Raw genomic sequence first — 21,892 nt, 5'->3', positions numbered from 1 at the left:
GGGGGTCAGGAGCCCCTGGCGGAGGGGCAGGGGTCAGCCGGTGATCCTGCTGCCGAAGTGGGCCCCTGCCTCCGGGGTGCCCAGGGTGGACGGGCTGAACGACGTGATGCCGGTCGTCGTCAGGCCCGTCTTGGCGCCACGGAACAGCCAGGCAGCGCCCGAGTCCTTGGTCGTGCCGTCTTCCTGGGGCACGCCCACGGTCAGGTCGGCGAGGCCGTCCTTGTTGACGTCGGTGAGCTGGACCTCCTCGCCGAAGTTGTCGTCCTTCTCCGAGGCGCCGGGGACGCCCGCCGTGCCCTGGTTGAAGTCCTGGGCGCCGCTGCCGGTCAGGCCGTTCGCGCCGCCCTTGAGCAGGACGACCGCACCGGCGTCGACGGCGTTGCCGAGGTTCTCGCCGGGCACGCCCACCGCGATGTCGGCGTAGCCGTCGCCGTTGACGTCGCCCGCGGTGACGGAGGCGCCGAACTGGTCGCCGTACTCGGGCCCGTTGATCTCCGCCGACTCGCTGGCGCCGGGGACGCCCGCGGTGTCCTGGTCGATCTTCGCGGTGCGGCTGGAGAAGCCGGACTTGGAGCCGTAGACGACCCGGACCGCGCCCGCGTCGTACACCTGGGTCTCGGAGACCTCGTCGACCTCACGGGCCACCAGGTCGCCGTAACCGTCCTTGTCCACGTCGGCGATGACGCCGTTCGTCGTGAACTTCTTGGTCGGCGTCGACGTCTTGGAGAGGCCGTCCTTGCTGCCCTTCCACAGACGCGAGGAGTGCTGCATCTCCTCCATGGCGTGGCCCGTGACGAGGTCGTCGGCGCCGTCACCGGTCACGTCGCCCACGATGAGGTCCTGGGGGCCGTCGTCGCTGTTCTCGACGGACGAGGTGGAGGCGGGCTTCCCGTCGCGGGTGAACGGGCCGTAGCGCACCTCCATCTTGGACAGGTTGTTGGTGACGAGGTCGGCCTTGCCGTCGCCGTTGAAGTCGCCGGTCTTCAGCTGGTCCGTGAAGTCGCCCTGCAGCGGGCTGCCCTTGGTCAGGCCGTCCGCGGAACCCCAGATCACGGCGTCGACCTTGCCGTTGTTCACGACGAGGTCGGTGTATCCGTCGCCGTCGAAGTCACCGGCGGGACCCGCGCCGAAGCCGCCGTTGTCCTCGGGGTCGGCGGGTACGCCGGGGGTGGTGCGGTCGATCTTCTTGGCGTGCGCGGTGTCGGCGCCGGACGCCGAGCCGTACACGATCGAGACGTAGCCCGCGCCGCCCGGCGCGGAGATGGCGAGGTCGGCGTATCCGTCATGGTTGAAGTCGGTCACCGGCTTGTCGGCCGCGGTGGGGGCGGCGGTGGCGGAACCGGTCGTCATCGCGATGGCGAACGGCGTCGCAAGCGCGGTGACGGCGACTGCGGCTATGAGTGAACGTCGCACTGATCCTCCTGTGGGGAAACTGCTGTGACGTAAGGGAGACAAGGGTCCTGCGTCGATGGTTGTGCGCTACAGGTTCACCGTTACGTTGCCTGACATTCTCGTTACAGAAGCCGGTGTTCCTGTTACAGAGCCAGGCATTTATCAGGACAGAAGCCCCGCGGTGTTTGCCAAGGCCTAGGCAGGCGTGCGGACTTGCGACGCCGGTTCATGACTGCCTGCAGCGAGGTGGTAGCGCACATCGACCTCGGCAAAGGGCTGTGAGCCCTGGGCGTGGCGCAGCCGGATCGGCTTGCCGCCGGGGTTGTCGAAGAGCCGGATGCCGTCACCGAGCAGGATGGGGGCGATGTGCAGGTCGATTTCATCGATCAGGCCGCGTTCGAGCAGTTGGCGGCCGATCGTCGGGGAGAGCACTTCGAGGTTCTTGCCGCCGGCGGCCTCCAGGCCGATGCGTACCGCCTCGGCCACGTCGCAGTTCAGGAACGTGACGCCTTCGGCGGGCGTGGCATCTTCGGGGTGGTGGGTGAGGACGAAGATCCGGCCGTGCCAGTCCTCGCTGTAGGGCCGGGCGCCCGGGGCGCGGTCCCAGCCGTTCCGCCCGCCCAGGACCGCGCCGGTGGTCTCGATGTACTCCTCTTCCACGCCGTCGCGGCCGGTGACCCCGGTCAGCCAGTCCATGGCGTGGTTCGGGCCCGCCACGAACCCGTCAAGCGACATGCTGAAGTGGAAGAGGACCTTGCCGACGGCCTGTTGCGGTGCGAGGTCGAACATCGGGAGCTCCTTCGCTCGTCGGTGCCGGCGCGACGAGCGCCCGCTGCACAGACAGACCGGACGCACGCCCCGAACTCATCGCCGTATCCCGGACCGTTGAGAGAGGGCCGTCAAGAGAGGGGCCGTTAAGAGGAGGCTGTCAAGAGAGGGCGGAGACCCTCACGGCCGCGCCTGCTCAGGCAGGGTGAGGATTTCGGCTCCGTCGTCGGTGATGGCGATGGTGTGCTCGCTGTGTGCGGTCCGGCAGCCCGTCGCGCTGCGCAGCGTCCAGCCGTCGGCATCGGTGACGAGCGTGGCGGTGTCGGCCATGATCCAGGGCTCCAGGGCAAGCAGCAGTCCGGGGCGCAGTTTGTATCCACGCCCGGGCCGTCCGGTGTTCGCGACGTGCGGGTCCTGGTGCATGGTCGAGCCGATGCCGTGACCGCCGAACTCGGTGTTGATCGGGTAGCCCGCTTCGCCGAGGACCGTGCCGATGGCGTGGGAGAGGTCGCCGATGCGCGCCCCCGGCTTGGCGGCGGCGATCCCCGCGGCGAGCGCGCGTTCGGTCGTCTCGATCATCGCGACGCTGTCCGCGGGCCTGGCCTTGCCCACCAGGAAGCTGATGGCGGCGTCCGCGGCCACTCCGCGCCTGGAGACGGCCAGGTCGAGTGTCAGCAGATCACCGTCGGCCAGCGTGTAGTTGTGGGGCCGTCCGTGGAGCACGGCGTCGTTGACGGCCGTGCAGATGTAGTGACCGAACGGGCCGCGCCCGAAGGAGGGCGCGTAGTCGACGTAGCAGGACTGCGCTCCTGCCTCCGTGATCATTTCCTTGGCCCACTGGTCGATGTCCAGGAGGTTCGCGCCGACCGTGCTGCGGCGCTTCAGTGCCTGCAGGATGCCGCCGACCAGCGCGCCGGTGTCTCTCGCCTGGTCGAGCAGGGTGCGGTTCAGGATCTCAATCATGGGGGCCTCTCGCGTCCTTCCAATAACAATACCGGTCTAACTGTACCGGTATTAGAATGGGCTCATGGTCAGGTTGCCGCTCACCCCCGCCGAGGTCGAACGCGGAGAGCGCCTCGGCGCCCTGCTGCGGCGGGCGCGGGGCTGTCGCTCGATGCTCGACGTCGCGCTTGCCGCGCACATTTCGCCCGAGACTCTCCGGAAGATCGAAACCGGCCGCGTGGCCACCCCGGCGTTTCCGACTATTGCGGCACTCGCCGACACTCTAGGCCTGTCCCTCGACGCGGTCTGGGCTGAGATCAGCCAGCCGGAGCGCGCTGTGGAGGATCCGCTGGGCCCGCTGGATCGGCTGGACCGGTCGGCCCTGCCTGTCGCGCGGCCTGCGTCTTTGGCGTCGTAACCCGTCGCGATCTTTCACCACGTGTCCGTGCCGTGCGTACATGCCGTGTGTCCATGTCATGTGGCTATGGCATGGACATTTTGCGGCCCTGTGGAGATCCATGAAGAGGCCTGGTGAAGGCCGGTCAAAAGTGATCTCAGGGGCGACTCTTCAGATATCTCTTCGCCACCGAACCGAGCGTTCCCGGTCGATTACAGTGCTGCGCAGACGTGCAGGGGGAGAGCAGGGGAGGAGGTGCGATGAGCACCGCAGCAGCCACCGGAGTCTGGGGCCGCGCCGAGCAGCAGGACTTCCGCAGCCGGGTCCGCGGCACGCTGCTCGGGGGTGCCGTCGGGGACGCGCTCGGCGCTCCCGTCGACTCGCTGAGCCTCAAGGGGATACGCGAGGCGTACGGCGCCGAAGGGCTCACCGAACCCGCTCCCGCACACGGCAGGCGCGGCGCCGTCACCGCCGCCACGCAGCTCACCCTCTTCACCGTCGACGGACTCATACGCGCCCAGGTGCGGCGCGACACCGGCGCCTGGCATCCGCCCACCGACCTGCACCGCGCCTACCGGCGCTGGGCGGCCACCCAGAGCGACTGGGGGCCCGACGAGCGGCGCAAGGAAGACGGGTGGCTGGCCCGCGAGGAGTGGCTGTACTCGCGGCGGTCGCCCGCCCGTTCCTGCCTGCTGGGGTTCGGGGACGAGGAGATGGGGACGCTCGAGGCGCCCAAGAACCCCGAGGAGCAGGGAGCCGAGGCCGTCACCCGGTCCGCTCCCTTCGGGCTCCTTGTCGGGTGGGAGCCGCAGCTGGTGCTTCAGCTGGCGGTGGAGTGCGCGGTGCAGACGCACGGCCACCCCACGGCCTATCTCGCGGCCGGTGCGCACACCGTCCTTGTGCACGGACTCGCCCGCGGGGAGTCCCTTGACGGTGCCATCCAGCGGACGCTCGCGCTGCTCGCCTCCCGGCCCGGACACCAGCCCGTCACCGACGCCCTGAAGCATGCGCTGGGAGCCGTGCGGCAGGGGATGCCCAACCCCTCGCGGGTGGAGGAACTGGTCGGCGACGGCGGCGCGGAGGGCGCGCTCGCAGCCGCCGTCTACTGCGCTCTCGTGGGCGAGGACATCCGCCACGGTCTGCGTCTCGCCGTCAACCACGGGGGCGCGTCCGCTGCCGCGGGGAGCTTGTGCGGGGCGCTGCTCGGCGCGCTGCACGGCGAGACCGCACTGCCTCCGGGCTGGCTCACGGAGCTGGAGGGGCGGGCCACGATTCTTGAGCTCGCGGACGATTTCGCCATGGAGATGACGCAGGGGCCCGCCCTGCACGGGCCTGCGGTGTCGTCGCCGGGGTGGCTGGCGAAGTATCCGCGGGCGTAGGCGGTACGCAATACGCCGGACGGGCTGGAGGGTGTCCAGCCCGTCCGGCGTTTGAGGACGAACTCGGCGGAGCCGGTGATTTACGGCGACGGACGCTGGGCCGAGCCCAGCACCTCGTCCTGCGTCTCAGTCGGCGCCGGAACAGCCGCAGCGCCGGAGGCGGAGCCGTCGTCATCCGTATTGATCTTCTCGATGATCGCGTCCCGCTCCGGGGTGTCCTCGGGCTTGATGTAGCCGATCGCGATGTAGAGGATCAGCGAGACCGCCAGCGGGATCGAGACCTGGTACTCCAGGGGCACCCCGCCCTCGACGTTCCAGTTGATCGGGTAGTTGACCAGCCAGAAGGCGAGCAGACCCATCGACCAGCTGGTCAGCGCCGCGGTCGGTCCCGACTTGCGGAACGTGCGCAGCAGACCCAGCATCATCGGGATCGCGATCGGACCCATGAGGCCGGCCACCCACTTGATGACGACCGTGATGATGTCCTTGAACGCGGGGGAGTTGACCTGCGTGGCCACCGCCATCGACAGGCCAAGGAAGATCACCGTCGTCAGACGCGCCGCGATCAGACCCTTGCGGTCGTTCCACCCTCTGGCCTTCTCGGACACCACGGGCGCCACGTCCCGAGTGAACACCGCCGCGATGGCGTTGGCGTCCGATGAGCACATGGCCATCGTGTGCGAGAAGAAGCCGACGATGACCAGGCCCAACAGGCCGTGGGGGAGGAGCTGTTCGGTCATCAGGGCGTACGAGTCCGAGCCGTCGGGCTTCTGCGCCTTCACCAGGAGCGGGGACATCCACATGGGGAAGAAGAGGACGACCGGCCACACCAGCCACAGGATCGCCGAGAGCCGGGCCGAGCGCGCGGCCTCGCGGGGGCTCGACGTGGCCATGTAGCGCTGGGCCTGGTTGAGCATGCCGCCGTTGTACTCGAAGAGCTTGATGAAGAGGAACGCCAGAAGGAAGACCGTTCCGTACGGTCCGACCAACGGCTTGCCGTGTCCCGCCAGTGCGGGCTCGTCCCAGACTCCGAAGAAGCCGCCGTGGTCGCCCAGCTTGGCCACCACGGCCACGAACATCGCGACACCGGCCAGGAGCTGGATGATGAACTGGCCGAGCTCGGTGAGCGCGTCGGCCCACAGCCCGCCGATGGTGCAGTAGATGGCGGTGATCACGCCGGTGATCAGGATGCCCTGGTTGATCGAGATGCCGGTGAAGACGGAGAGCAGCGTGGAGATGGCGGCCCACTTGGCGGCCACGTCCACGATCTTCAGGAGCATGCCGGACCAGGCGAGCGCCTGCTGGGTCTTCAGGTTGTAGCGGTTCTTGAGGTATTCGAGCGGCGATGCCACATGCAGTCGCGAGCGCAACCGGTTGATGCGGGGCGCGAAGAGCTTCGAACCGATGGCGATGCCGAGCGCGATGGGGAACGACCAGGTGATGAAGGACGTGACGCCGTAGGTGTACGCGATGCCCGCGTACCCGGTGAACATCACCGCGCTGTAGCCGGACATGTGGTGCGAGATGCCGGAAAGCCACCAGGGCATCTTGCCGCCCGCGGTGAAGAAGTCGCTGACGTTGTCCACGCGCTTGTGCGACCAGATGCCGATCGCGACCATGATTCCGAAGTAGCCGATGAGCACGGCCCAGTCGAGACTGTTCATGTGCCCCCTCCAGGGGTCCGCCTTGTGAACTGCGCTGAAATGCCGTGCACTTCGCCAGTTTCGTGTCATAAGGGACGTGGGCGGCCTTGAAGTGCCCGCTCATGGTGGGTTCGGGCATACGTCGCGGACAACCGGCCGTGAGGTCAAGAGCAAGTAAAATCGTTCATTTTGCTGACCTGCGTTCACATCCTTGATTTCCGGCGACCACCTGGCGAGGCCCCGTAAACGCACAAAACGGCTGTACGGGACCCAAGTCCCGTACAGCCGCTGCCTGCTCGCTGTCTGCTCGTCGCCTGTTCCGCCGCGGGCGACGCCTACCGCATCAGCTCACCCGCGTTCACCAGAAGCGACTGCCCCGTGATCGCCCGCGCCCTGTCCGACGCGAGGAACACCGCCGCGTCCGCCACATCCCCGTCCGTGGCAAGGTCCGGCAGCGCCATCCGCTCCGCGAGACGGCCCCGCACCTCACCCTCCGGCACCCCCTCGGTGTGCGCGGTGAACTGGACGTACGCCTCGACCGGCGGGCCCCACATCCAGCCGGGCAGGACCGTGTTGACCCTGATCCGGTCAGGACCCACCTCGTGCGCCAGGGAGTACATCGCCGACGTCAGCGCGCCCTTCGATGCCGCGTACGCCGCCTGCCGCACCTGCGAGGGCGACGCGACGGCCGACTGCGTGCCGATGAACACCACCGAGCCTCCCCGCTCCTTCAACGCGGGGAGGCAGGCCCGGGTCATGCGGAGCGTGCCGAGCAGATTGACATTGATGACCTGCTGCCAGGTCGCGAAGTCCGCGTCCTGAATGCCGCCGAAGTAGCTGTCCCAGGCGGCCACATGGACCACCGCGTCGATCCCGCCGAAGCGCTCGCGCGCCAGGAGTGCCAGGGCCTCGCACTGGAGCTCATCGGTGATGTCGGTCGCGCGGTACGCCGTGTGCGTGCCATCGGGGTCGATCTCCTCGGCCGACTTGGCGAGGTTCGCCTCCGTGCGCGCCCCGAGGACGGCTCGGCCCCCGTCGCGCACCACGGCGGCCGCCACCTGATGGCCGAGGCCGGCACCGACCCCCGAGACGACGACGGTCTTTCCTTCGAGGAGCGACGGCATGGAGCGCCTCCCGGCTCTGGCAGTTTTGCTGACGGAGCGTCAGAGTATGGGCGTCCACCGGAGGAAGGAAGAGGGAGGAAGGGGAGAGGCATGAGCGAAGACACTCGCGAAAGCACACGCGGCAACGCCCGCGGCAACGCCCGCGATGACACCCGCGATGACACCCGCAGCGAGGTCTACGGCGAGCTGGCCGCGGTCGGGCCCTACGGCGTGCGTCCGGGCCACGCCCTGATCACCATGGTCGAACCGCACCCGGGTCACGAGTACGCGTACAACCGCTGGTACGAGGACGATCACTACTACGCCGGCGCGATGGCGATGCCCTGGATGTACGCGGGCCGCCGCTGGGTCGCCCCCCGAGAGCTGCAACTCCTCCGGTACCCCGAGAAGTCCGCTGTCGCTCAGCCCGTGACGGCGGGCTGCTACCTCTCCACGTACTGGGTCACCGAGGGCCGCTACGACGACCACATGAAGTGGACCGTGGGCATCAACAAGCGCCTCAACCGCGACGGCCGCGTCTACCAGGACCGCACGCACGTGTTCACGGCCTTTCAGGACCACGAGGCCACCGTCTACCGGGACGGGGCGGCAGGGCCCCGTGACTTCCACGCGCTCGACCACCCCTACCAAGGCCTCGTCCTGGAGGTCATCGACGCCGAATCGGGCGGGCAGCGGGAGGAGCTCATCGAGTGGCTGCGGGCCAAGCAACTGCCGCGCGCCCTGGCGGGGTCGCCCGCCGCGATGGTGACGATCTTCCGGCCGACTCCGCTGCCGGGGGACCGTATGACGTACGTGAAGCAGGTCGAGGGAGTCGATACGCGGCTGACGCTGCTCTGGTTCCTGCAGGCCGATCCGCGCGAGTGCTGGCAGGAGCATTTCGCCGGGCGGGCGGACGCGGTGGCGGAGTCCGGCCTCGGGCGGGTGGAACTGGTCGCGCCGTTCATCCCCACGGTGCCGGGAACGGACATGTACGTCGATCAACTGCGGTAGCTACCTGCGGTAGTCACTGCGGTAGTCACCTGCGGTAGTCAGGGCCGAGCCCCCTCGGCCGGGACGGCGGGCCAGTCGAGAGGGCTCAATCGGTTGTGCTTATGAGGTTGTTGAACTCTCGCTGATCCCGTGGTGCTGATGTGCGAGGAGGTGCGTATCAGCCGAGGTGTGAAGTCTCCCGGCCGACCTCGGAGACGAACGCGCGCCACGAGTCGGAGGGAAAGGCGAGGACGGGCCCCGCGATGACCTTCGAATCCCGGATCGAAATTGCGCTTGCAATCGGGGACTTGACCTCGACGCACGCGCCGTTTCCCGTGGAATACGAGGACTTGACCCACGTATTCGTAGCGCCCTGATGAATTGCCATGGTTACTCCGGTTTGCCCAGTGGGTGAGTTGCGGTCACCGCCGAGAGCGGCTGTGCCAACATGTGTTGCTTGATGGCGTGAATGACGCTACTCGCCAACATCGCCGAGTGAAGGGAGCGTTCACTCGACCGGATGGCATATTCCACTGGGGTCTTCCGCCCCGCCGAGGGAAAGGTGTACCGTGCCGCACTCTTCTCCGGGGGGCGGCCGCATAGGCGATGTACGCCCTAGCGCGCGTACTCTTTCGCGATGTCTGCGATGAGTTGGCGTGATTGATCCACATTCAGGGCCTGTGCCCGCAGGTGTTCGTACATCACGCTGTACTGCTGGACGTCGTTCGCCTTCTCCAGATAGAGATCGCTCGTGACGCCCTCGATGTAGACCACGCTGGAATCCGCGGCGTCCGGGAACTCGAGAATCGCGTACTGACCGTTGAGGCCCGGGTGCGCGCCCATCTCGAAGGGAATCACCTGGACGGTCACGTGCGGCAGTTGGGACTGCTCCACGAGATGTTCCAGCTGGTCGCGCATCAGATGCCGGGAGCCGACCACGCGGCGCAGTGCGGACTCGTCCAGGACGGTCCACAGACGCAGGGGGTTCTCCGGGGCGTTGATGCGCTCCTGACGGCGGACGCGGACCTGGACGCGCTTCTCGATGTCCGACGGCGTCGTCTCCGGCAGCGCGCCGGTGATGAGGGCCTCCGCGTACGCACGGGTCTGGAGCAGGCCGGGGACGACCTGCGGGTCGTACACACGCAGGGATGCCGCGTCCGTCTCCAGACCGATGTAGACGCTGTACGGAATGTCGCCGAAGGAGTGCCACCAGCCTTGCTGGCGTGAGTCCTTGGCCATTTGCATAAGCGAGTCGACGATGCGGTGGTCCTCGACTTCGTAGACCCCGCAGAGATCGCGTACATCGCGCTGGCTGATCGAACGGCGGCCGTTCTCGAGGCGGCTGATCTTCGACTGCGAGACCAGCAGGCGCTCGGCGACCTCCTCGGCCGTCATGCCTTTGAGCTCGCGGAGCCTGCGGAGCTCCTGGCCCAACCGGCGTCGCCTGACGGTGGGATTGACACTGGACGCCACGGGACGTGCACCTCCGACTACATGCCTCTACTTTGCGTATCTGCTGTTGAGCAGAGTGCCACCAACGCGTCGCACACCGCTGGGAAACAGCCGCAATGCGACGTTGAAGACGGACGTGAGGACTGGTGTGAAGGGTGCGGCCCGGCTGCGGGGTCGCCAAGATGTGCGGCCGCGCGGGGCGGAGGTACCGGTGTCGTCGTCCGGACGTTCCGGTGCCAGTGCCCCGCGCGGCCCAGCGGCTCCCGTACCGGGTCTGGGGGACTGCGGTGCGGCGTTGCTGTTGCCGGTGCTGCGGTAAGCCTTTACTGCTGTGAGTCTTTACTGCGGTGAGTCTGGTGCTGCGGTGAGTCTTGATACTGCGGTGAGTCTTGTACTGCGGTGCGTCGATCAGTTCCGACAGTTCCGACCGGGCTTGCCCGGTCAGTTCTGACCGGGCTCAGTGGGCCACGGCACGTGCCATGGACCCGCGGCGCGGCTGCATCGGGACCCCGCCGGGTTCCGGTGCGGTCCTGGCCGGCTGTCGGCCACCGCTTGGTCCACCTGGTCCACCCGGCCCACCCGGACCCGCTGGGGCCGGGCTGCGGCGCGGCTGAGCGGCCACACCGTTCTGGACGTCCATCACGGCGTGCGCCACGAGGCCGCCCATCGGGTCGTGCCTGATCAGGTCCCGGAGACGGGAGCGCGATGAGCGCCCCTCGTTGCCGGGGTACAGGTGCTTGCCGAGTCCCACTGCGTGAGCGAGCGCGGCGAGCGCCGCGGTCCGCGGGTCCGGCGGGACGCCGGTGCGGATCGCACTGTCCAGTCGGGACCTGATGTCCCGGCTGATTGCCGTGTCCGTCGCTTGGTAGCGAGTCGTCGGCAGCACTCCGCACATCTGGCCCGAAACGGCATGCACCATGCCGCACCGCTCCAGGTGCGCGAGGTAAATCTGGCGCAGCCCCAGTCGGGGCCCGCCAATCCAGTGGACTGCCCGAACCGGGCTGCCGCGCCTGCGCAGCAGTTCCAGTGCGGAGTCCAGAGTCGGATCTCCGGTCGGCCGTGGCATCACCACGGCGATACGATCCCCGTCTGGGGCTATCCGTCCGGCCAGCGCCAGCTCCACTAGCTGTGCTCCGGCCAGACCGAGGTCGAGCGACTGCGGCTGCGCTGTGGTACCCGTGGCCGGGTCCAAAGCGAGCAGCAGAAGCTCCTCCGGAATTGTTCTGCGGCTCCTGCCCATCCATGCCTCCCCGCGTGGATGAATGACAGGGTGACCCCTCTCACATTGGTCTGTCGAGAGTGCGTGACCGGTAAGTACGGGAACCAGTAGGTATGTCGTTCTCGTCTACCACGGGGGTTAAGCCCCCACACAGGACACTGGTACATGGTTCGGACAGTGGGTCCGGCCATGTTTTGGCGCAACGGCAACGCGAGCGGCATGGCGTACGAGGAGGCATCGGTGGCGGGCGAGACCCCCGACAGGTCGAAGCAGCGGAAGTCGTCGGGGAAACCGACTGGGGCAGAACCGTCAGTGCCGGCACCGACACCGGAGGAACGCGACCCGCGCCTTGCGGTGGCCCGAGAGGTCCCCGCGGCGCGCGAGGAGCGGGCGGACACGGCAACGGCGGTCTTCTCGACGAAGGCGGTGTCGGAGACGGCGGCGGCAGCGGGCGAGCCCGCTGGTTCCGGGGAATCCACCGGTTCCGGGGATTCCAAGGATTCCGGAGATTCCGGGGATGGGGATTCCGCTGAGGGCTCCGAAGGCTCCCAGGGCTCTGAGAGCGCCGAAAGCGCCGAGAGCGAGCCCAAGGGCGCGAAGAACGGCGACGCGCGGCTGAGGGCCGCTGTGGCGGCGTGGGTGGCCTCGGCGGACGAGGAGGCCCCCGGGGCCGCGGAGACCGAGAAGGCCGCGGAGACGGGGACTGCGTCCGGCGAGGAGGCGGCTTCCGGCGAGGACGCTGCCGCCGACGCCGAGGAGAGCTCCCCCGGCGAGGCAGCTGATTCCGGTGAGTCGAGCGGTGGCGTCGCGACGCCCGAGGGCTTGGCCGCACCCAGCGACTCCGATGCATCTGCCGCCGAGGAGGGAGCGGGTGTCGGGGAGGAGAGCTCCTCCGACGCCGAGCAGAGCGCCGCCGACGCCGAGGCCCCGGCCGAGGTCGAGCCGGAGGCCGAGGTTCGCTCGGGCGACTCGGACGCGGCAAGCGACGGCGACGGGGACAGTGACGGGGATGCGGCTTCGGCCGACAGCCCTGGTGAAGCCGACGTGGCGGACAGCCCCGAGGACGCCGTGCCTGGCGACGCCGCCAAGCCCGTCGCCGACGAGGACGCCTCGAAGGCGAAGGACTCCGACGCCTCCGACGAGCCCAAGGACTCCACCAAGGAGTCCACCAAGGACTCCGCTGAGGGCGACACCAAGGCCTCGACCGACACCGACGCTGCCGCCGACGACGCTGACGTCGCCGACGGCAAGACCGCGACGGAACCCCCCGAGGATCCCCGCACCGGCGGAGTCGACCAGGCCACCGCGGTCTTCAAGGCGCTCCCTCCGAAGACCGTCGACCAGCCGACCACCATGCTGAAGCTGGGCGACCACAAGCCCGGAGCCAAGAAGCCCGAGGGCAAGGGCACCGCCAAGCCGGAAGACAAGTCCGCAGACAAACCCGCGGACAAGGCTGAAGACAAGCCCGCGGACAAGGCCAAGTCCGAAGCGAAGTGGACCGCAAAGCCCACAGCAAATCCCACGGCAAACCCCACGGCAAAGCCCGCGGCGCAGCCCTCCGCGAAGCCCGAAGGCGAAGCCGAGCGCACCAGCAAGTTCGTCGCGCTCAAGCCCCTCGACGGCGCTACACGCAGCGGCGCACTGCCCCCGGTCGCGGCGACCCCCGCCCCTGAAGCGACCGCGCCCGCAAAGGCGCCGACGCCGGAAAAGGGCAACGTAGGCCCCGAGCACACCACCCAGCAGCCGCTCCCTCCGAGGCCTGCGCTCGACCTGCTCGCCGAGCTGACCAACACTCCGCCGCCGCCCGAGACCCGGGTCCGCACCACCGTGCGGCGAGTCAAGGTCTGGACGCCGCTGGTGCTGCTCATGGTGATCGTCTTTGCGGTCGTACAGGCTGTGCGTCCGCTGCCGACGCCCACCCTCACGCTCACCGCGAAGGAGACCGTCTCCTTCGAGGGAGGCAAGCCGTCCATGCCGTGGCCGAGTCAGGGCCAGGCGGCGATGGACGTCAACGGCATCGGGACGTTCGGTACGTCCGGCGACCAGAAGCCCGTGCCGATCGCGAGCATCGCCAAGGTCATGACGGTCTATCTCGTCCTGCGTGACCACCCGCTGAAGAGTGGCAACAACGGCCCGAAGATCCCGGTCGACGCCGCGGCGGAGAAGCACTACGAGACCGGCAAGGCGGAGAACGAGTCGGTCGTCAAGGTCTCCGAGGGTCAGAAGATCACGCAGTACGAGGCGTTGCAGGCGGTCATGCTGCCGTCCGCGAACAACATCGCCAAGCTGCTCGCCCGCTGGGACACCAAGAGCGATTCCGAGGACGAGTTCGTCGCGAAGATGAACAAGACCGCCAAGGAACTCGGCATGAAGAACACCCACTACACGGACCCGAGCGGCCTCGACAAGACGACCGTCTCCACCGCCGAGGACCTCGTGAAGCTGGGCCGGGCCGCGATGGAGGACCCGGTCTTCAACGAGATCTCCCGCCAGCCCAGTTACAAGGACCTCAACGGCGACAAGCAGAGGAACTTCTTCGGGCTCGTCCCGACGGTCGCCATCGGCATCAAGACCGGCACCACCACCGCGGCGGGCGGCAACATCCTCTTCGCCGCGGAGAAGAAGATCGGCGGCCAGACCCGCACGATCATCGGTGCCGCCCTCGGCCAGTTCGGGCAGAACGGCACGGCCAACATCGACGAGGTCACCGGGGCCACCCGCAAGCTCATCGAGGCCGGGCAGGGTGCGCTCACCGCCAAGACGATCGTCAAGAAGGGCGACGTCGTCGGTCAGGTCGACGACGGTCTGGGCGGCACGACCCCGGTCGTCGCCACCAAGGACGTCGCCGCCGCGGGCTGGTCGGGCCTGACAGTGAAGCTGAAGCTCGGCGACAAGGCGGGCGATACGGTTCCGCACTCGGCGAAGGCCGGCACCGAAGTGGGTGTGCTGAGCGTCGGCGACGGCAAGGACGGCGCCGTCGAGGTGCCCGTCGCGCTCCAGAGCGACCTCGCCGAGCCGGGCTTCGGCGCCAAGCTGAAGCGCGTCGGCTGAGGCATACGCAGGACGACGTAGTACGAGGCAGTACTACACAGCACGACGCAGTACGACGCAGCAGTAAGAGGCAGTACGAGGCAGCAGGACGACGCGCGACCACGCGTTGGTAGCCCCCGGAGAGAGCGCCCCCACCCCCGGCTCTCTCCGGGCCCTGCGTGCTAGCGTCACAATTTCGGGGGCAGTACACCGGGGCTGAGTGACGGGGTGTTCCGGGACGAACCCTTCGACACGACCCACGCCCCCCAGACGGACAGAACGACACGGGGAGTGCCGCAAGTGGCCACAGCGGAGCCGACGCGAGCCGACGACGCCGATCCTGATTCCGGCACCGGTGGCGGCACCCGCACCGGGGCGCGAATACAGCTGCCCGCCCAGCGCCGCGACGACCCCGTCGTCCCCGAAGGGGAATCCGGGTGGATGCGGTTCCTGAGGCACCCCGTGACCATCGCGACCGTCACCGCGGCGGTTCTGCACGTCCTGTGGTTCTTCATCTTCGCCAACAGCGGCGGTGACCTCGCCGCGCAGGACGCCTGGGCCGAGTTCGTCGGACGGCACCCCGACTCCGCGTACAACCTCGCCTGGTACGGCGGGATGCACCCGGTGTCGTACAGCGTCGTCTCGCCGTATCTGATGTCGGTGCTCGGCGTCCGGACCACGATGATGATCGCCGGGACGATCTCCGCGGCGATGCTCACGATGATCCTGGTCCGCAGCCGCGCGGTGAAGCAGCCGCTGTGGCCCGCGCTCGCGGGTGTCTTCGCGCTGTTCTGCAACGCGGTGTCGGGCCGCGTGACGTACGGCCTCGGTCAGATGTTCGCGCTGATGGCCGTCGCCGCCGTCTTCTGCTGGCCCTACCGCTGGCGCTACAAGCGGTGGGCGAAGGCCCTGGTCGCCGCGCCGTTCGCCGCGCTCGCGACCATGGGAAGCCCGGTGGCAGGCCTCTTCGTGGGCATGGTCGCCGCCGCCCTCTTCCTCAGCAAGCGCTACCCCGGCGCCTACGCGCTCGGGCTCGCGCCCGCCGTCGTCGTGGGCATCTCCGCGTGGCTCTTCCCGTTCTCCGGTACGCAGCCGATGTCGTTCGGGTCGGCTTCGCTGCCCCTGCTCTTCTGCGCGTTCATCTTCTACGTCGTACCGAAGCACTGGAAGACCGTGCGGATCACCACCGTCGTGTACGCGATCTTCGTGCTCGGCGTCTGGCTGATCAACTCGCAGATCGGCTCCAACATCACCCGCCTCGCGATGTCCTTCGCGGCGGTCGTGCTGCTCGCCGCCCTGCCGTTCGCCGTCCCGAAGACCCGCAAGTGGTACGTGATCGTCGTGGGGCTCGCCGGATTCGTCGGCTGGGTCGGGTTCAAGGCGGGCGACGACGCGGTGCACACGACGCCCGTCGCCTCCTGGACGCGTGAACTGGCGCCGCTCGTCAATGAGCTGCAGGAGGTCGGCGCGGACAAGGGCCGCGTCGAGGTCGTGCCCGCGCGCAGCCACCGCGAGGCCTCCGCGCTCTCCCCCTACGTGAACCTCGCCCGCGGCTGGAACCGGCAGGCGGACATGGAGCGCAACCCCCTCTTCTACGACGACACCCTCAACTCCGCGAACTACCACGAGTGGCTCCAGCGCTGGTCCGTGCATTTCGTCGTGGTGCCCAACGGCGAGCCCGACGGCGACGGCGGCAAGCGCGAGGCCAAGCTGGTCGAGAGGGGCCTGCCATATCTGAAGCAGGTGTGGGTGGACTCCAACTGGCAGCTGTACGAGGTCACCGACCCGACCCCGCTCGCCGACCCGCCCGCGGTCGTCGACCGTGCCGAGGCGGGCGGGATGACGATCGAGGTGAAGAAGGCGGGCCGCGTCCTGATCCGCGTCCCGTACTCGCCGTGGCTCAGCATCGTCGACGCTGACGGCAAGGGACTTGAGGGGCCGAAGGAGACCGAGGAGTCCAAGCGGCAGCGGGAGCTCGACGACGACGCCCCCAAGAAGTTCGACAACCTCAACGGCTGCCTGATGGAGGCCGAGGAGGACGCCGACGGCGACAAGTGGACCGAACTCCTGGCCCCGAAACCCGGCGTCTACCGCCTCGCCGCCCCCTACCAACTGCCACGCGGCACCGGCTGCCCGGAGGAGATGCGCGGGCGCTAACCGGGCGCAGGCCCGGCGTTGGCCGAGTAGTACGCCTGCGCCTCCAGCCACCGGCGGTGCCTGCCGCGCCGTACCCCGACGATGATCGCGATGCCGCTGCCCGCGAGGAGTCCGAGGAGCGGCACGACGACGGTCACGACGATGCCGCCGACGAAGGACGCGAAGTCGGCGTCGTCGCCGGGCGCGAAGGTGAGGACACCGCGCGGGTCGTCGCACGTCACGCGGTAGTCCGCGGCCGTGTCCGTCTTGAGCACGAACACCCGCTCCCACTCGACGCTGCCCCTCGTCACGCTGAAGCTGCTGTCGGGCGTGGTCACGCGGGGCGCGGCACCGTAGGGCCCCAAGACGACTTCGCAGTGCGCACGAGCGACGACGGGATTGCGTACGTAGATGGCGGCGTCGTCATCGGGCCCGATGCGCAGCGTGACGGACTGCCCGCTCGTGAACGCCTTGCTGTCGTCGACGGAGTGCACCGCCGAGGTCAGCGTCAGCAGGAAGCTGGCGACGCCGATGCCCACACAGACCGCCGCGATCACTCCCGCGACGACGAACCACCACACCCGGGGCCGCAGTTGCCCCGAGTCGATGCGGGGTGGTGGCCCGGGCGGTGGCCCATAGGGATACATATCGGAACGATGACAGCAGGCGGGTGGTTGGGGAAGGGACCTGAGGATGAGCTACCGGGACCTGAGGATGAGCTACCGGGACCTGAGGATGAGCTACCGGGAACTGCCGGGAACGGCGGGCGCCTTCAGGTGATCCGGCCCGGTCCCCGTCCCCTTCTCCGCCGCCGTCGCAGTCTCGGCCGGTTCGCCCTTCACGTAGTCCCGCCAGATCTGCACCGGGAAGACGTTCCCGTGCTGCGAACTCTTGCCGCCCACACCCGACATGGGCAGCAGCTGCGGCTTGTCCGGAGTGGTCCGGAACATCGTCACGGCGGTCGACAGCTGGTCGGTGGTGGCGGTGAACCAGGCCGAGCGGAGGCGGTCCTGATCGCCGGTGCGCCCGGCGACGACCGGCTGATCGACGGATGACGTGCCGACACCCCGCATCGCGTCGGCGACCTTGTCGGCCGTATCCGGATCCAAGGCGCGCCGCGCACCGGGCCTGGCGAGCCCGGCGACGGCCTCGCCGTCCTTGACGACCTTGGTCACCGAGTAAGGGTTCCGCTGCAGACCCCGATTGACGAAGGTGCCGTACGCGCCGGCCATCCGGATCGCGCTGGGGGTCGACGTACCGATGGGGAAGGTCTTGTCCAGGCGCGCCATGCTGCCGTCGAGCAGCCCGGCGGAGACGGCGGTGCGCCGCACCAGCTCCCAGCCGACTTCCTTGCCGAGGCGTGCGTAGGTGGCGTTGCCGCCCTTCGCCAGGGCCTGGCGCAAGGTGGGGTGATCGGTGTCGTCCGATTGTCCGCTGTCGGCACCGGGGCCGACAGCGGGCGTGGGCATGGTGGAACCCAGCAGGTGACCGCTGTCGTCGTAGAAACTGTTCGCCGACACCGGCTGCCACCACTTGCCGCGCCCGCCCCTCGTCGCCTGTGTACCGATGCCGTGGTCAAGGGCGGAGGCCAGGACGAAGGGCTTGAAGGCGGACCCGACGGGGACGCCGGAGGTGTCGGCGTTGTTGGTGAAGTGCTTGGTGGCGTCGGCCCCGCCGTACAGGGCGACGATGGCGCCATCGGTCGGCCGCACGGAGGCGGCACCCACCTGCACCCCCTTGTCGGCGGCGCGCTTCTTCGGATCGATGTCGCGGTCGAGGACGCGCTCGACCGCACCCTTCAGGCGCCGCACCCTGTCCTTGTCGAAGGTGGTGTGGATCTTGTAGCCGCCGTGGGCGAGATCCTTGTCGGTGAGCGAGGTGTTCTGCTTGATGTACTTGTTCGCGGTGTCGACGAGATAGCCGGTCTGCCCGCCGAGGCTGGTGGCCCGGGACTGCTTGTGGGGCTCGGGGTAGTCCGTGATCTTCTCGCGCTCGCCCCGCTCCATGAGCCCGGCTTTGACCTGCCGGTCGAGAATCCACTTCCAACGGGCCTGGGACCGTTGGTGGTTGGCCCGGCTCGCGGAGGGGTCGTACTGCTCGGCGCCTTTCAACAGGGCGGCGAGAGCAGCCCCCTGACTGGCATTCAACTCCTTGGCGGGGATGTCGTAGTAGGCATGGGCGGCGGCTTCGATGCCGTAGGCGCCACGCCCGAACCAACTGGTGTTGAGGTATCCCTGAAGGATCTCGCGCTTGCTCTTCTTCCGGTCCACCTTCAACGCGATGACGAACTCCTTGACCTTCCGCGTCACCGTCTGGTCCTGGGAGAGGTAAGTGTTCTTCACGTACTGCTGGGTGATGGTGGACCCGCCCTGCGTCTCCTGGCCGCGGACCATGTTGACGGCGGCGCGGGCGAGGCCCTTGGGCGAGACGCCGGAGTCGCTGTAGAAGGTGTCGTTCTCGGCGGCGATGACGGCGTTCTCGACGGCATCGGGAATCTCGGAGAGCCGTACGTTCTGCCGGTTCACCTCGCCGGTACTCACCATCTGGGTTCCGTCGGCCCAGTAGTAGACATTGGCCTCCCGCCGGGCGGTCGCGTTCTCGTCGGGGATGTCGACAGAGGCGTACACGATGGCGAAGAGGCAGATGAGCGTGGACAGAACGAGGAAGAGGGAGCCGCCCCACTGCCGCCAGGAAGGAAGCCAGCGACGGAGACCGTGTCTGCCGTGGCGGGGGTAGTCGATGAGGCGGCGGCGTGGCTTTCGGGCGCGGGCGCGGCTGCGGGTGCCGGTGCGGACGCGGGTGCCGGTGCGGACGCGGGGCTGTTTGGGCTCGCGCGGCGGCTTCACCTGAGTGTGTGTCCCCATGGTGGGGGAGAGGGGCGGTCTCGGGGCGGAGGTTGGCCGAAGACGTATTAGGGGGTCGTAACAGCGTCCCTAGGGGGAGAGCTGCGGGCCGTTGGCAGGGCCCGGCCGCAGCGGCTCCCCTTGGCCACGGCCGGCCCGCCTCAACCATGGAGCCGACCATGCGGGAGTGAACGGCCTCCATGGGAGTGCAGGAACAGTGGCATCGTCGAGGCGGGGCCGGAGCACGGCCCGCTACCACCGGTTCACCTCACGCCTTCCCGGGGCGGGGCACTCAACACAGGTTGAAAGCGCGAATGCCTCAGGAGCACCGACCCTCTTGAATCCGGGAGCGGACGGAAAGTCGGCATTGCGAGCTCAAGCGACGGCCCCACCTGCGAGGCTGTGCTGCGTGACCTATGCAGTGAGTGTGGATACCCGGCCACCCGGCGGCACATCGGAGTTGGATGAGCTGCAACGGGTCGGCGTCGCCGCCCTTCTTGAGAACGGCTTCGAGTCCGTGGAGGAGATCACGGGCCCCGACGGGATGGAGGTGAAGCTCCTCGACACCTTCGTGGGCGTGTATCCCGGTGGGGCGCTGCTCAAGGTCGTGGTGGACGCCCCGGCGCTGGAGTTCGCCGAGGAGGCCGTACGGGAACTGGTGGACGAGCTGCTCGAGAGCACGGAGCTGCTCGCGGACTGGACCGTCGAGCGGTGCCAGGTGGAGCTGCATCCGGACCAGGCGATGGAGAGCCTGGACGCGGCCGACGGCCCGGATGCCCCGCCGGATGACCTCGAGTCCCGCCGTGCGCGTCTGATGGGCCTTGCCGGGGGATCGACGCCCACCGAAGCGACCGGGACGACGATCGAATCCGACGCCATCCGTTCCAAGATCCGCACGATGGCCCCGCGGCTGACCGCCTTCGACTTGGGAATGTTCGGTGCGCGCGAGGAGGCGGACGAGGGCACCGAGGACGAGTCGCTCATCTCGGCGGCCATCTCGACCGAGGACGCCGAGCTTGCGGCCGGGGCCCTGATCTGGGGCACGGATGTCCTCATGGACGAACTGTTCCAGGACGCGCACGCGCTGGACAGGGAGGGAAGCAACGTCGCCGAGTGCGACCGCCCGATGTGGCTCCTCGACGACTTGCCCCCGCGCTACGCCCTGCAGTACGACGCGCGTTTCGCCCGGCGATTCCTGGTGACGGCGGTCGCCTTGACCACGCGGCTGACCGAGGGAAGTTTCAAGCGGCTGAGCTGCGTGGCCGAGGAGCTGGTCCTCAAGCTGCTGCTGCGCGAGGCCGAGGTCACGCTCGAGACGTTCGGTCTCCTTGACGAGGGTGTCTCCTCGGCGCTGGAGTGCTTCGCCGTTCTCGTCTACGAGGACATGGACCACGAGTGGCTGTACGACGACTCGATGGACGGTGTCGACGAGAGCGAGGTGGGCGCGGCCCTCGGTATCGCCCCGATGGGGATCTCGAGCTGGTTCACACCGTTCAACGAGGACCGGTACGTCCACCCGTACGCGGCGGACGAACCCGACCCGGAACTCGATTCCGACCCCGAGACGGACGAAGGCACCGCGCCTTGAGTGACTGATGGGATTGGGGTGCCGCCTGTTCGGTTCCGGCCAGTAAACTGCGCGCGCTCAGAAGCGTCGCGGGAAACTAGGGGGAACAGTGGCACACGGGGGATATCAGGGCTGGGGACCGGGAAACGGCCAGCCACAGGGAGGCGGCGCCCCGGACCCGTACGGCCCGCCACCCAGCCCGTACCCGCACCCGTATCCCCACCCTCAGCCGCACCCGTATCCGCAGCCGCCGCAGCCCGTCCGGCGGCGGCGTTCCGGCTGCGCGTTCCTCTTCGTCTCGCCGCTCATACCGGTGATCCGTTCCGCCCGCCGCCGCGCCGAGGCGATCTTCAACCAGCCGGGCGCGGGCCGCGTGGAGGACCGGCTCGTGACGCGGGTACAGCTGTGGCGCGCGATCGTCGGCCTGGCCGCGAGCCTCCTCCTGATCTACACCTACGGCGCGGACGAGGGCTGGAGCGGCGTCGCCAACGACGGCGTGGTGAAGCTGATCCTCGCACCGCTGCTGCTCATCTTCACGGGCCCACTGGTCGTCTTCGGCTTCATCCGCTACGCGCCCGCCGCGCAACGGCGCCTGCTCCGCTCCCGGCTGCGCGCGCCGCTCAAGGCCGTGGGCTGGTACGTCGGCATCCTGGTGGGCGTCGGCCTCGTACTGGCAGGCAGCGCCGTTCTCCTGAAACAGAACTACGGCACGCTTCTGAACGGCCTGGTGGCGCTCGCCCTGCTCATCGGCCTTGTCTGGCTCCTCCCCTTCCTCCTCTTCGCCTCCGCCTACGCGGCCCGCTACGCCTTCAACACGTCCAACGTCCACGCCGCTCTCCCGGCCGCGCTCACCGTCGTACTCGTCTGGGAACTGACGCTCTTCAGCGCCGCACTCGAAGGCGGCCTGCCACACGGGCCCCCGGCAGCACAGTGGTGCGCGGTCCTCGGCGGCCCGATCTCCGTGACGGCGGTGGCCCTATGGGAACTACACCGCATGCGCACGCGGCACGGAGTGCGCATCCGCCCCTGAG

At 68.6% G+C, this 21,892-nt stretch carries 17 protein-coding genes; 7 read left to right on the top strand and 10 right to left on the bottom strand.

From position 1 onward, the window contains the following. Positions 1-33 precede the first annotated feature (33 nt). From ACFQ7F_RS06900 to map, 3 genes are all read right to left on the bottom strand, one after another. Positions 34-1,413, bottom strand: coding sequence for an FG-GAP-like repeat-containing protein (locus tag ACFQ7F_RS06900; RefSeq protein WP_383267189.1), 1,380 nt, complete (start codon positions 1,411-1,413; stop codon positions 34-36). 174 nt (positions 1,414-1,587) lie between these two features. Then, a complete protein-coding gene (locus tag ACFQ7F_RS06895; protein WP_383267187.1) occupies positions 1,588-2,181 on the bottom strand; it encodes a dihydrofolate reductase family protein in 594 nt (197 codons plus the stop codon). Between the two features lie 159 nt (positions 2,182-2,340). Further along, positions 2,341-3,123, bottom strand: coding sequence for a type I methionyl aminopeptidase (gene map / locus ACFQ7F_RS06890; protein ID WP_383267185.1), 783 nt, complete (start codon positions 3,121-3,123; stop codon positions 2,341-2,343). Between the two features lie 64 nt (positions 3,124-3,187). Between map and ACFQ7F_RS06885 the strand changes: the two genes are divergently transcribed. Next, entirely contained in the window at positions 3,188-3,520 is a 333-nt protein-coding gene (locus tag ACFQ7F_RS06885) for a helix-turn-helix domain-containing protein (protein WP_383267183.1), read from the top strand. Between the two features lie 239 nt (positions 3,521-3,759). Continuing rightward, the gene (locus ACFQ7F_RS06880) at positions 3,760-4,878 is read left to right on the top strand and encodes an ADP-ribosylglycohydrolase family protein (protein WP_383267181.1); all 1,119 of its coding nucleotides are present in this window, start codon (positions 3,760-3,762) and stop codon (positions 4,876-4,878) included. Between the two features lie 80 nt (positions 4,879-4,958). Here the strand turns inward: ACFQ7F_RS06880 and ACFQ7F_RS06875 are convergent, their stop codons facing one another. After that, on the bottom strand, positions 4,959-6,542 hold the full coding sequence (locus tag ACFQ7F_RS06875; RefSeq protein WP_383267179.1) for a sodium:solute symporter family protein: 1,584 nt from the start codon (positions 6,540-6,542) through the stop codon (positions 4,959-4,961). A gap of 314 nt (positions 6,543-6,856) precedes the next feature. Further along, positions 6,857-7,645 (bottom strand): SDR family oxidoreductase, encoded by a 789-nt coding sequence (locus tag ACFQ7F_RS06870; RefSeq protein ID WP_383267177.1) that lies wholly within the window; start codon positions 7,643-7,645, stop codon positions 6,857-6,859. Positions 7,646-7,735: 90 nt separating this feature from the next. Between ACFQ7F_RS06870 and ACFQ7F_RS06865 the strand changes: the two genes are divergently transcribed. After that, a complete protein-coding gene (locus ACFQ7F_RS06865; protein ID WP_383267175.1) occupies positions 7,736-8,635 on the top strand; it encodes a hypothetical protein in 900 nt (299 codons plus the stop codon). Between the two features lie 157 nt (positions 8,636-8,792). Here ACFQ7F_RS06865 and ACFQ7F_RS06860 read toward each other — a convergent pair whose 3' ends face one another. From ACFQ7F_RS06860 to ACFQ7F_RS06850, 3 genes are all read right to left on the bottom strand, one after another. Continuing rightward, entirely contained in the window at positions 8,793-9,002 is a 210-nt protein-coding gene (locus ACFQ7F_RS06860) for a DUF397 domain-containing protein (RefSeq protein WP_383267172.1), read from the bottom strand. Between the two features lie 227 nt (positions 9,003-9,229). Next, a complete protein-coding gene (locus tag ACFQ7F_RS06855) occupies positions 9,230-10,087 on the bottom strand; it encodes a helix-turn-helix domain-containing protein (protein ID WP_383267169.1) in 858 nt (285 codons plus the stop codon). 436 nt (positions 10,088-10,523) lie between these two features. After that, positions 10,524-11,306 carry a GPP34 family phosphoprotein gene (locus ACFQ7F_RS06850; protein ID WP_383267167.1) on the bottom strand — a complete coding sequence of 261 codons (783 nt, stop codon included), beginning with the start codon at positions 11,304-11,306 and terminating at the stop codon, positions 10,524-10,526. A 168-nt stretch (positions 11,307-11,474) separates the two neighbouring features. Here ACFQ7F_RS06850 and ACFQ7F_RS06845 point away from each other — a divergent pair, with 168 nt between their 5' ends. Then, positions 11,475-14,336 carry a D-alanyl-D-alanine carboxypeptidase gene (locus ACFQ7F_RS06845; protein ID WP_383267164.1) on the top strand — a complete coding sequence of 954 codons (2,862 nt, stop codon included), beginning with the start codon at positions 11,475-11,477 and terminating at the stop codon, positions 14,334-14,336. A 279-nt stretch (positions 14,337-14,615) separates the two neighbouring features. Next, complete coding sequence (locus ACFQ7F_RS06840; RefSeq protein WP_383267163.1) at positions 14,616-16,472, top strand: MFS transporter; 1,857 nt, start codon at positions 14,616-14,618, stop codon at positions 16,470-16,472. Here ACFQ7F_RS06840 and ACFQ7F_RS06835 read toward each other — a convergent pair. Both ACFQ7F_RS06835 and ACFQ7F_RS06830 read right to left on the bottom strand, forming a co-directional pair. Beyond that, positions 16,469-17,098 carry a hypothetical protein gene (locus ACFQ7F_RS06835; protein ID WP_383267160.1) on the bottom strand — a complete coding sequence of 210 codons (630 nt, stop codon included), beginning with the start codon at positions 17,096-17,098 and terminating at the stop codon, positions 16,469-16,471. The two genes, ACFQ7F_RS06840 and ACFQ7F_RS06835, sit on opposite strands and share 4 nt — an antisense overlap. A gap of 93 nt (positions 17,099-17,191) precedes the next feature. Next, positions 17,192-19,315 carry a transglycosylase domain-containing protein gene (locus ACFQ7F_RS06830; protein WP_383267158.1) on the bottom strand — a complete coding sequence of 708 codons (2,124 nt, stop codon included), beginning with the start codon at positions 19,313-19,315 and terminating at the stop codon, positions 17,192-17,194. Positions 19,316-19,703: 388 nt separating this feature from the next. On the opposite strand from ACFQ7F_RS06830, the gene ACFQ7F_RS06825 reads away from it, so the two are divergent. Both ACFQ7F_RS06825 and ACFQ7F_RS06820 read left to right on the top strand, forming a co-directional pair. Further along, on the top strand, positions 19,704-20,882 hold the full coding sequence (locus ACFQ7F_RS06825; RefSeq protein WP_383267156.1) for a hypothetical protein: 1,179 nt from the start codon (positions 19,704-19,706) through the stop codon (positions 20,880-20,882). Positions 20,883-21,174: 292 nt separating this feature from the next. After that, a complete protein-coding gene (locus ACFQ7F_RS06820; RefSeq protein WP_383267154.1) occupies positions 21,175-21,891 on the top strand; it encodes a hypothetical protein in 717 nt (238 codons plus the stop codon). Position 21,892 lies beyond the last annotated feature (1 nt).

The sequence above is a fragment of the Streptomyces sp. NPDC056486 genome (genome assembly GCF_042795295.1).
Taxonomy (GTDB): domain Bacteria; phylum Actinomycetota; class Actinomycetes; order Streptomycetales; family Streptomycetaceae; genus Streptomyces.
Note: the sequence above shows the minus strand (reverse complement) of the source record. Positions and strands in the feature narration are given on the sequence as shown.

Bases quoted from the DNA above. Each gene is read 5' to 3' on its own strand.
- ACFQ7F_RS06895 (WP_383267187.1), bottom strand. From the start codon at position 2,181: ATGTTCGACCTCGCACCGCAACAGGCCGTCGGCAAGGTCCTCTTCCAC.
- map (WP_383267185.1), bottom strand. From the start codon at position 3,123: ATGATTGAGATCCTGAACCGCACCCTGCTCGACCAGGCGAGAGACACC.
- ACFQ7F_RS06885 (WP_383267183.1), top strand. From the start codon at position 3,188: ATGGTCAGGTTGCCGCTCACCCCCGCCGAGGTCGAACGCGGAGAGCGC.
- ACFQ7F_RS06880 (WP_383267181.1), top strand. From the start codon at position 3,760: ATGAGCACCGCAGCAGCCACCGGAGTCTGGGGCCGCGCCGAGCAGCAG.
- ACFQ7F_RS06875 (WP_383267179.1), bottom strand. From the start codon at position 6,542: ATGAACAGTCTCGACTGGGCCGTGCTCATCGGCTACTTCGGAATCATG.
- ACFQ7F_RS06870 (WP_383267177.1), bottom strand. From the start codon at position 7,645: ATGCCGTCGCTCCTCGAAGGAAAGACCGTCGTCGTCTCGGGGGTCGGT.
- ACFQ7F_RS06865 (WP_383267175.1), top strand. From the start codon at position 7,736: ATGAGCGAAGACACTCGCGAAAGCACACGCGGCAACGCCCGCGGCAAC.
- ACFQ7F_RS06860 (WP_383267172.1), bottom strand. From the start codon at position 9,002: ATGGCAATTCATCAGGGCGCTACGAATACGTGGGTCAAGTCCTCGTAT.
- ACFQ7F_RS06850 (WP_383267167.1), bottom strand. From the start codon at position 11,306: ATGGGCAGGAGCCGCAGAACAATTCCGGAGGAGCTTCTGCTGCTCGCT.
- ACFQ7F_RS06845 (WP_383267164.1), top strand. From the start codon at position 11,475: ATGTTTTGGCGCAACGGCAACGCGAGCGGCATGGCGTACGAGGAGGCA.
- ACFQ7F_RS06835 (WP_383267160.1), bottom strand. From the start codon at position 17,098: ATGTATCCCTATGGGCCACCGCCCGGGCCACCACCCCGCATCGACTCG.
- ACFQ7F_RS06830 (WP_383267158.1), bottom strand. From the start codon at position 19,315: ATGGGGACACACACTCAGGTGAAGCCGCCGCGCGAGCCCAAACAGCCC.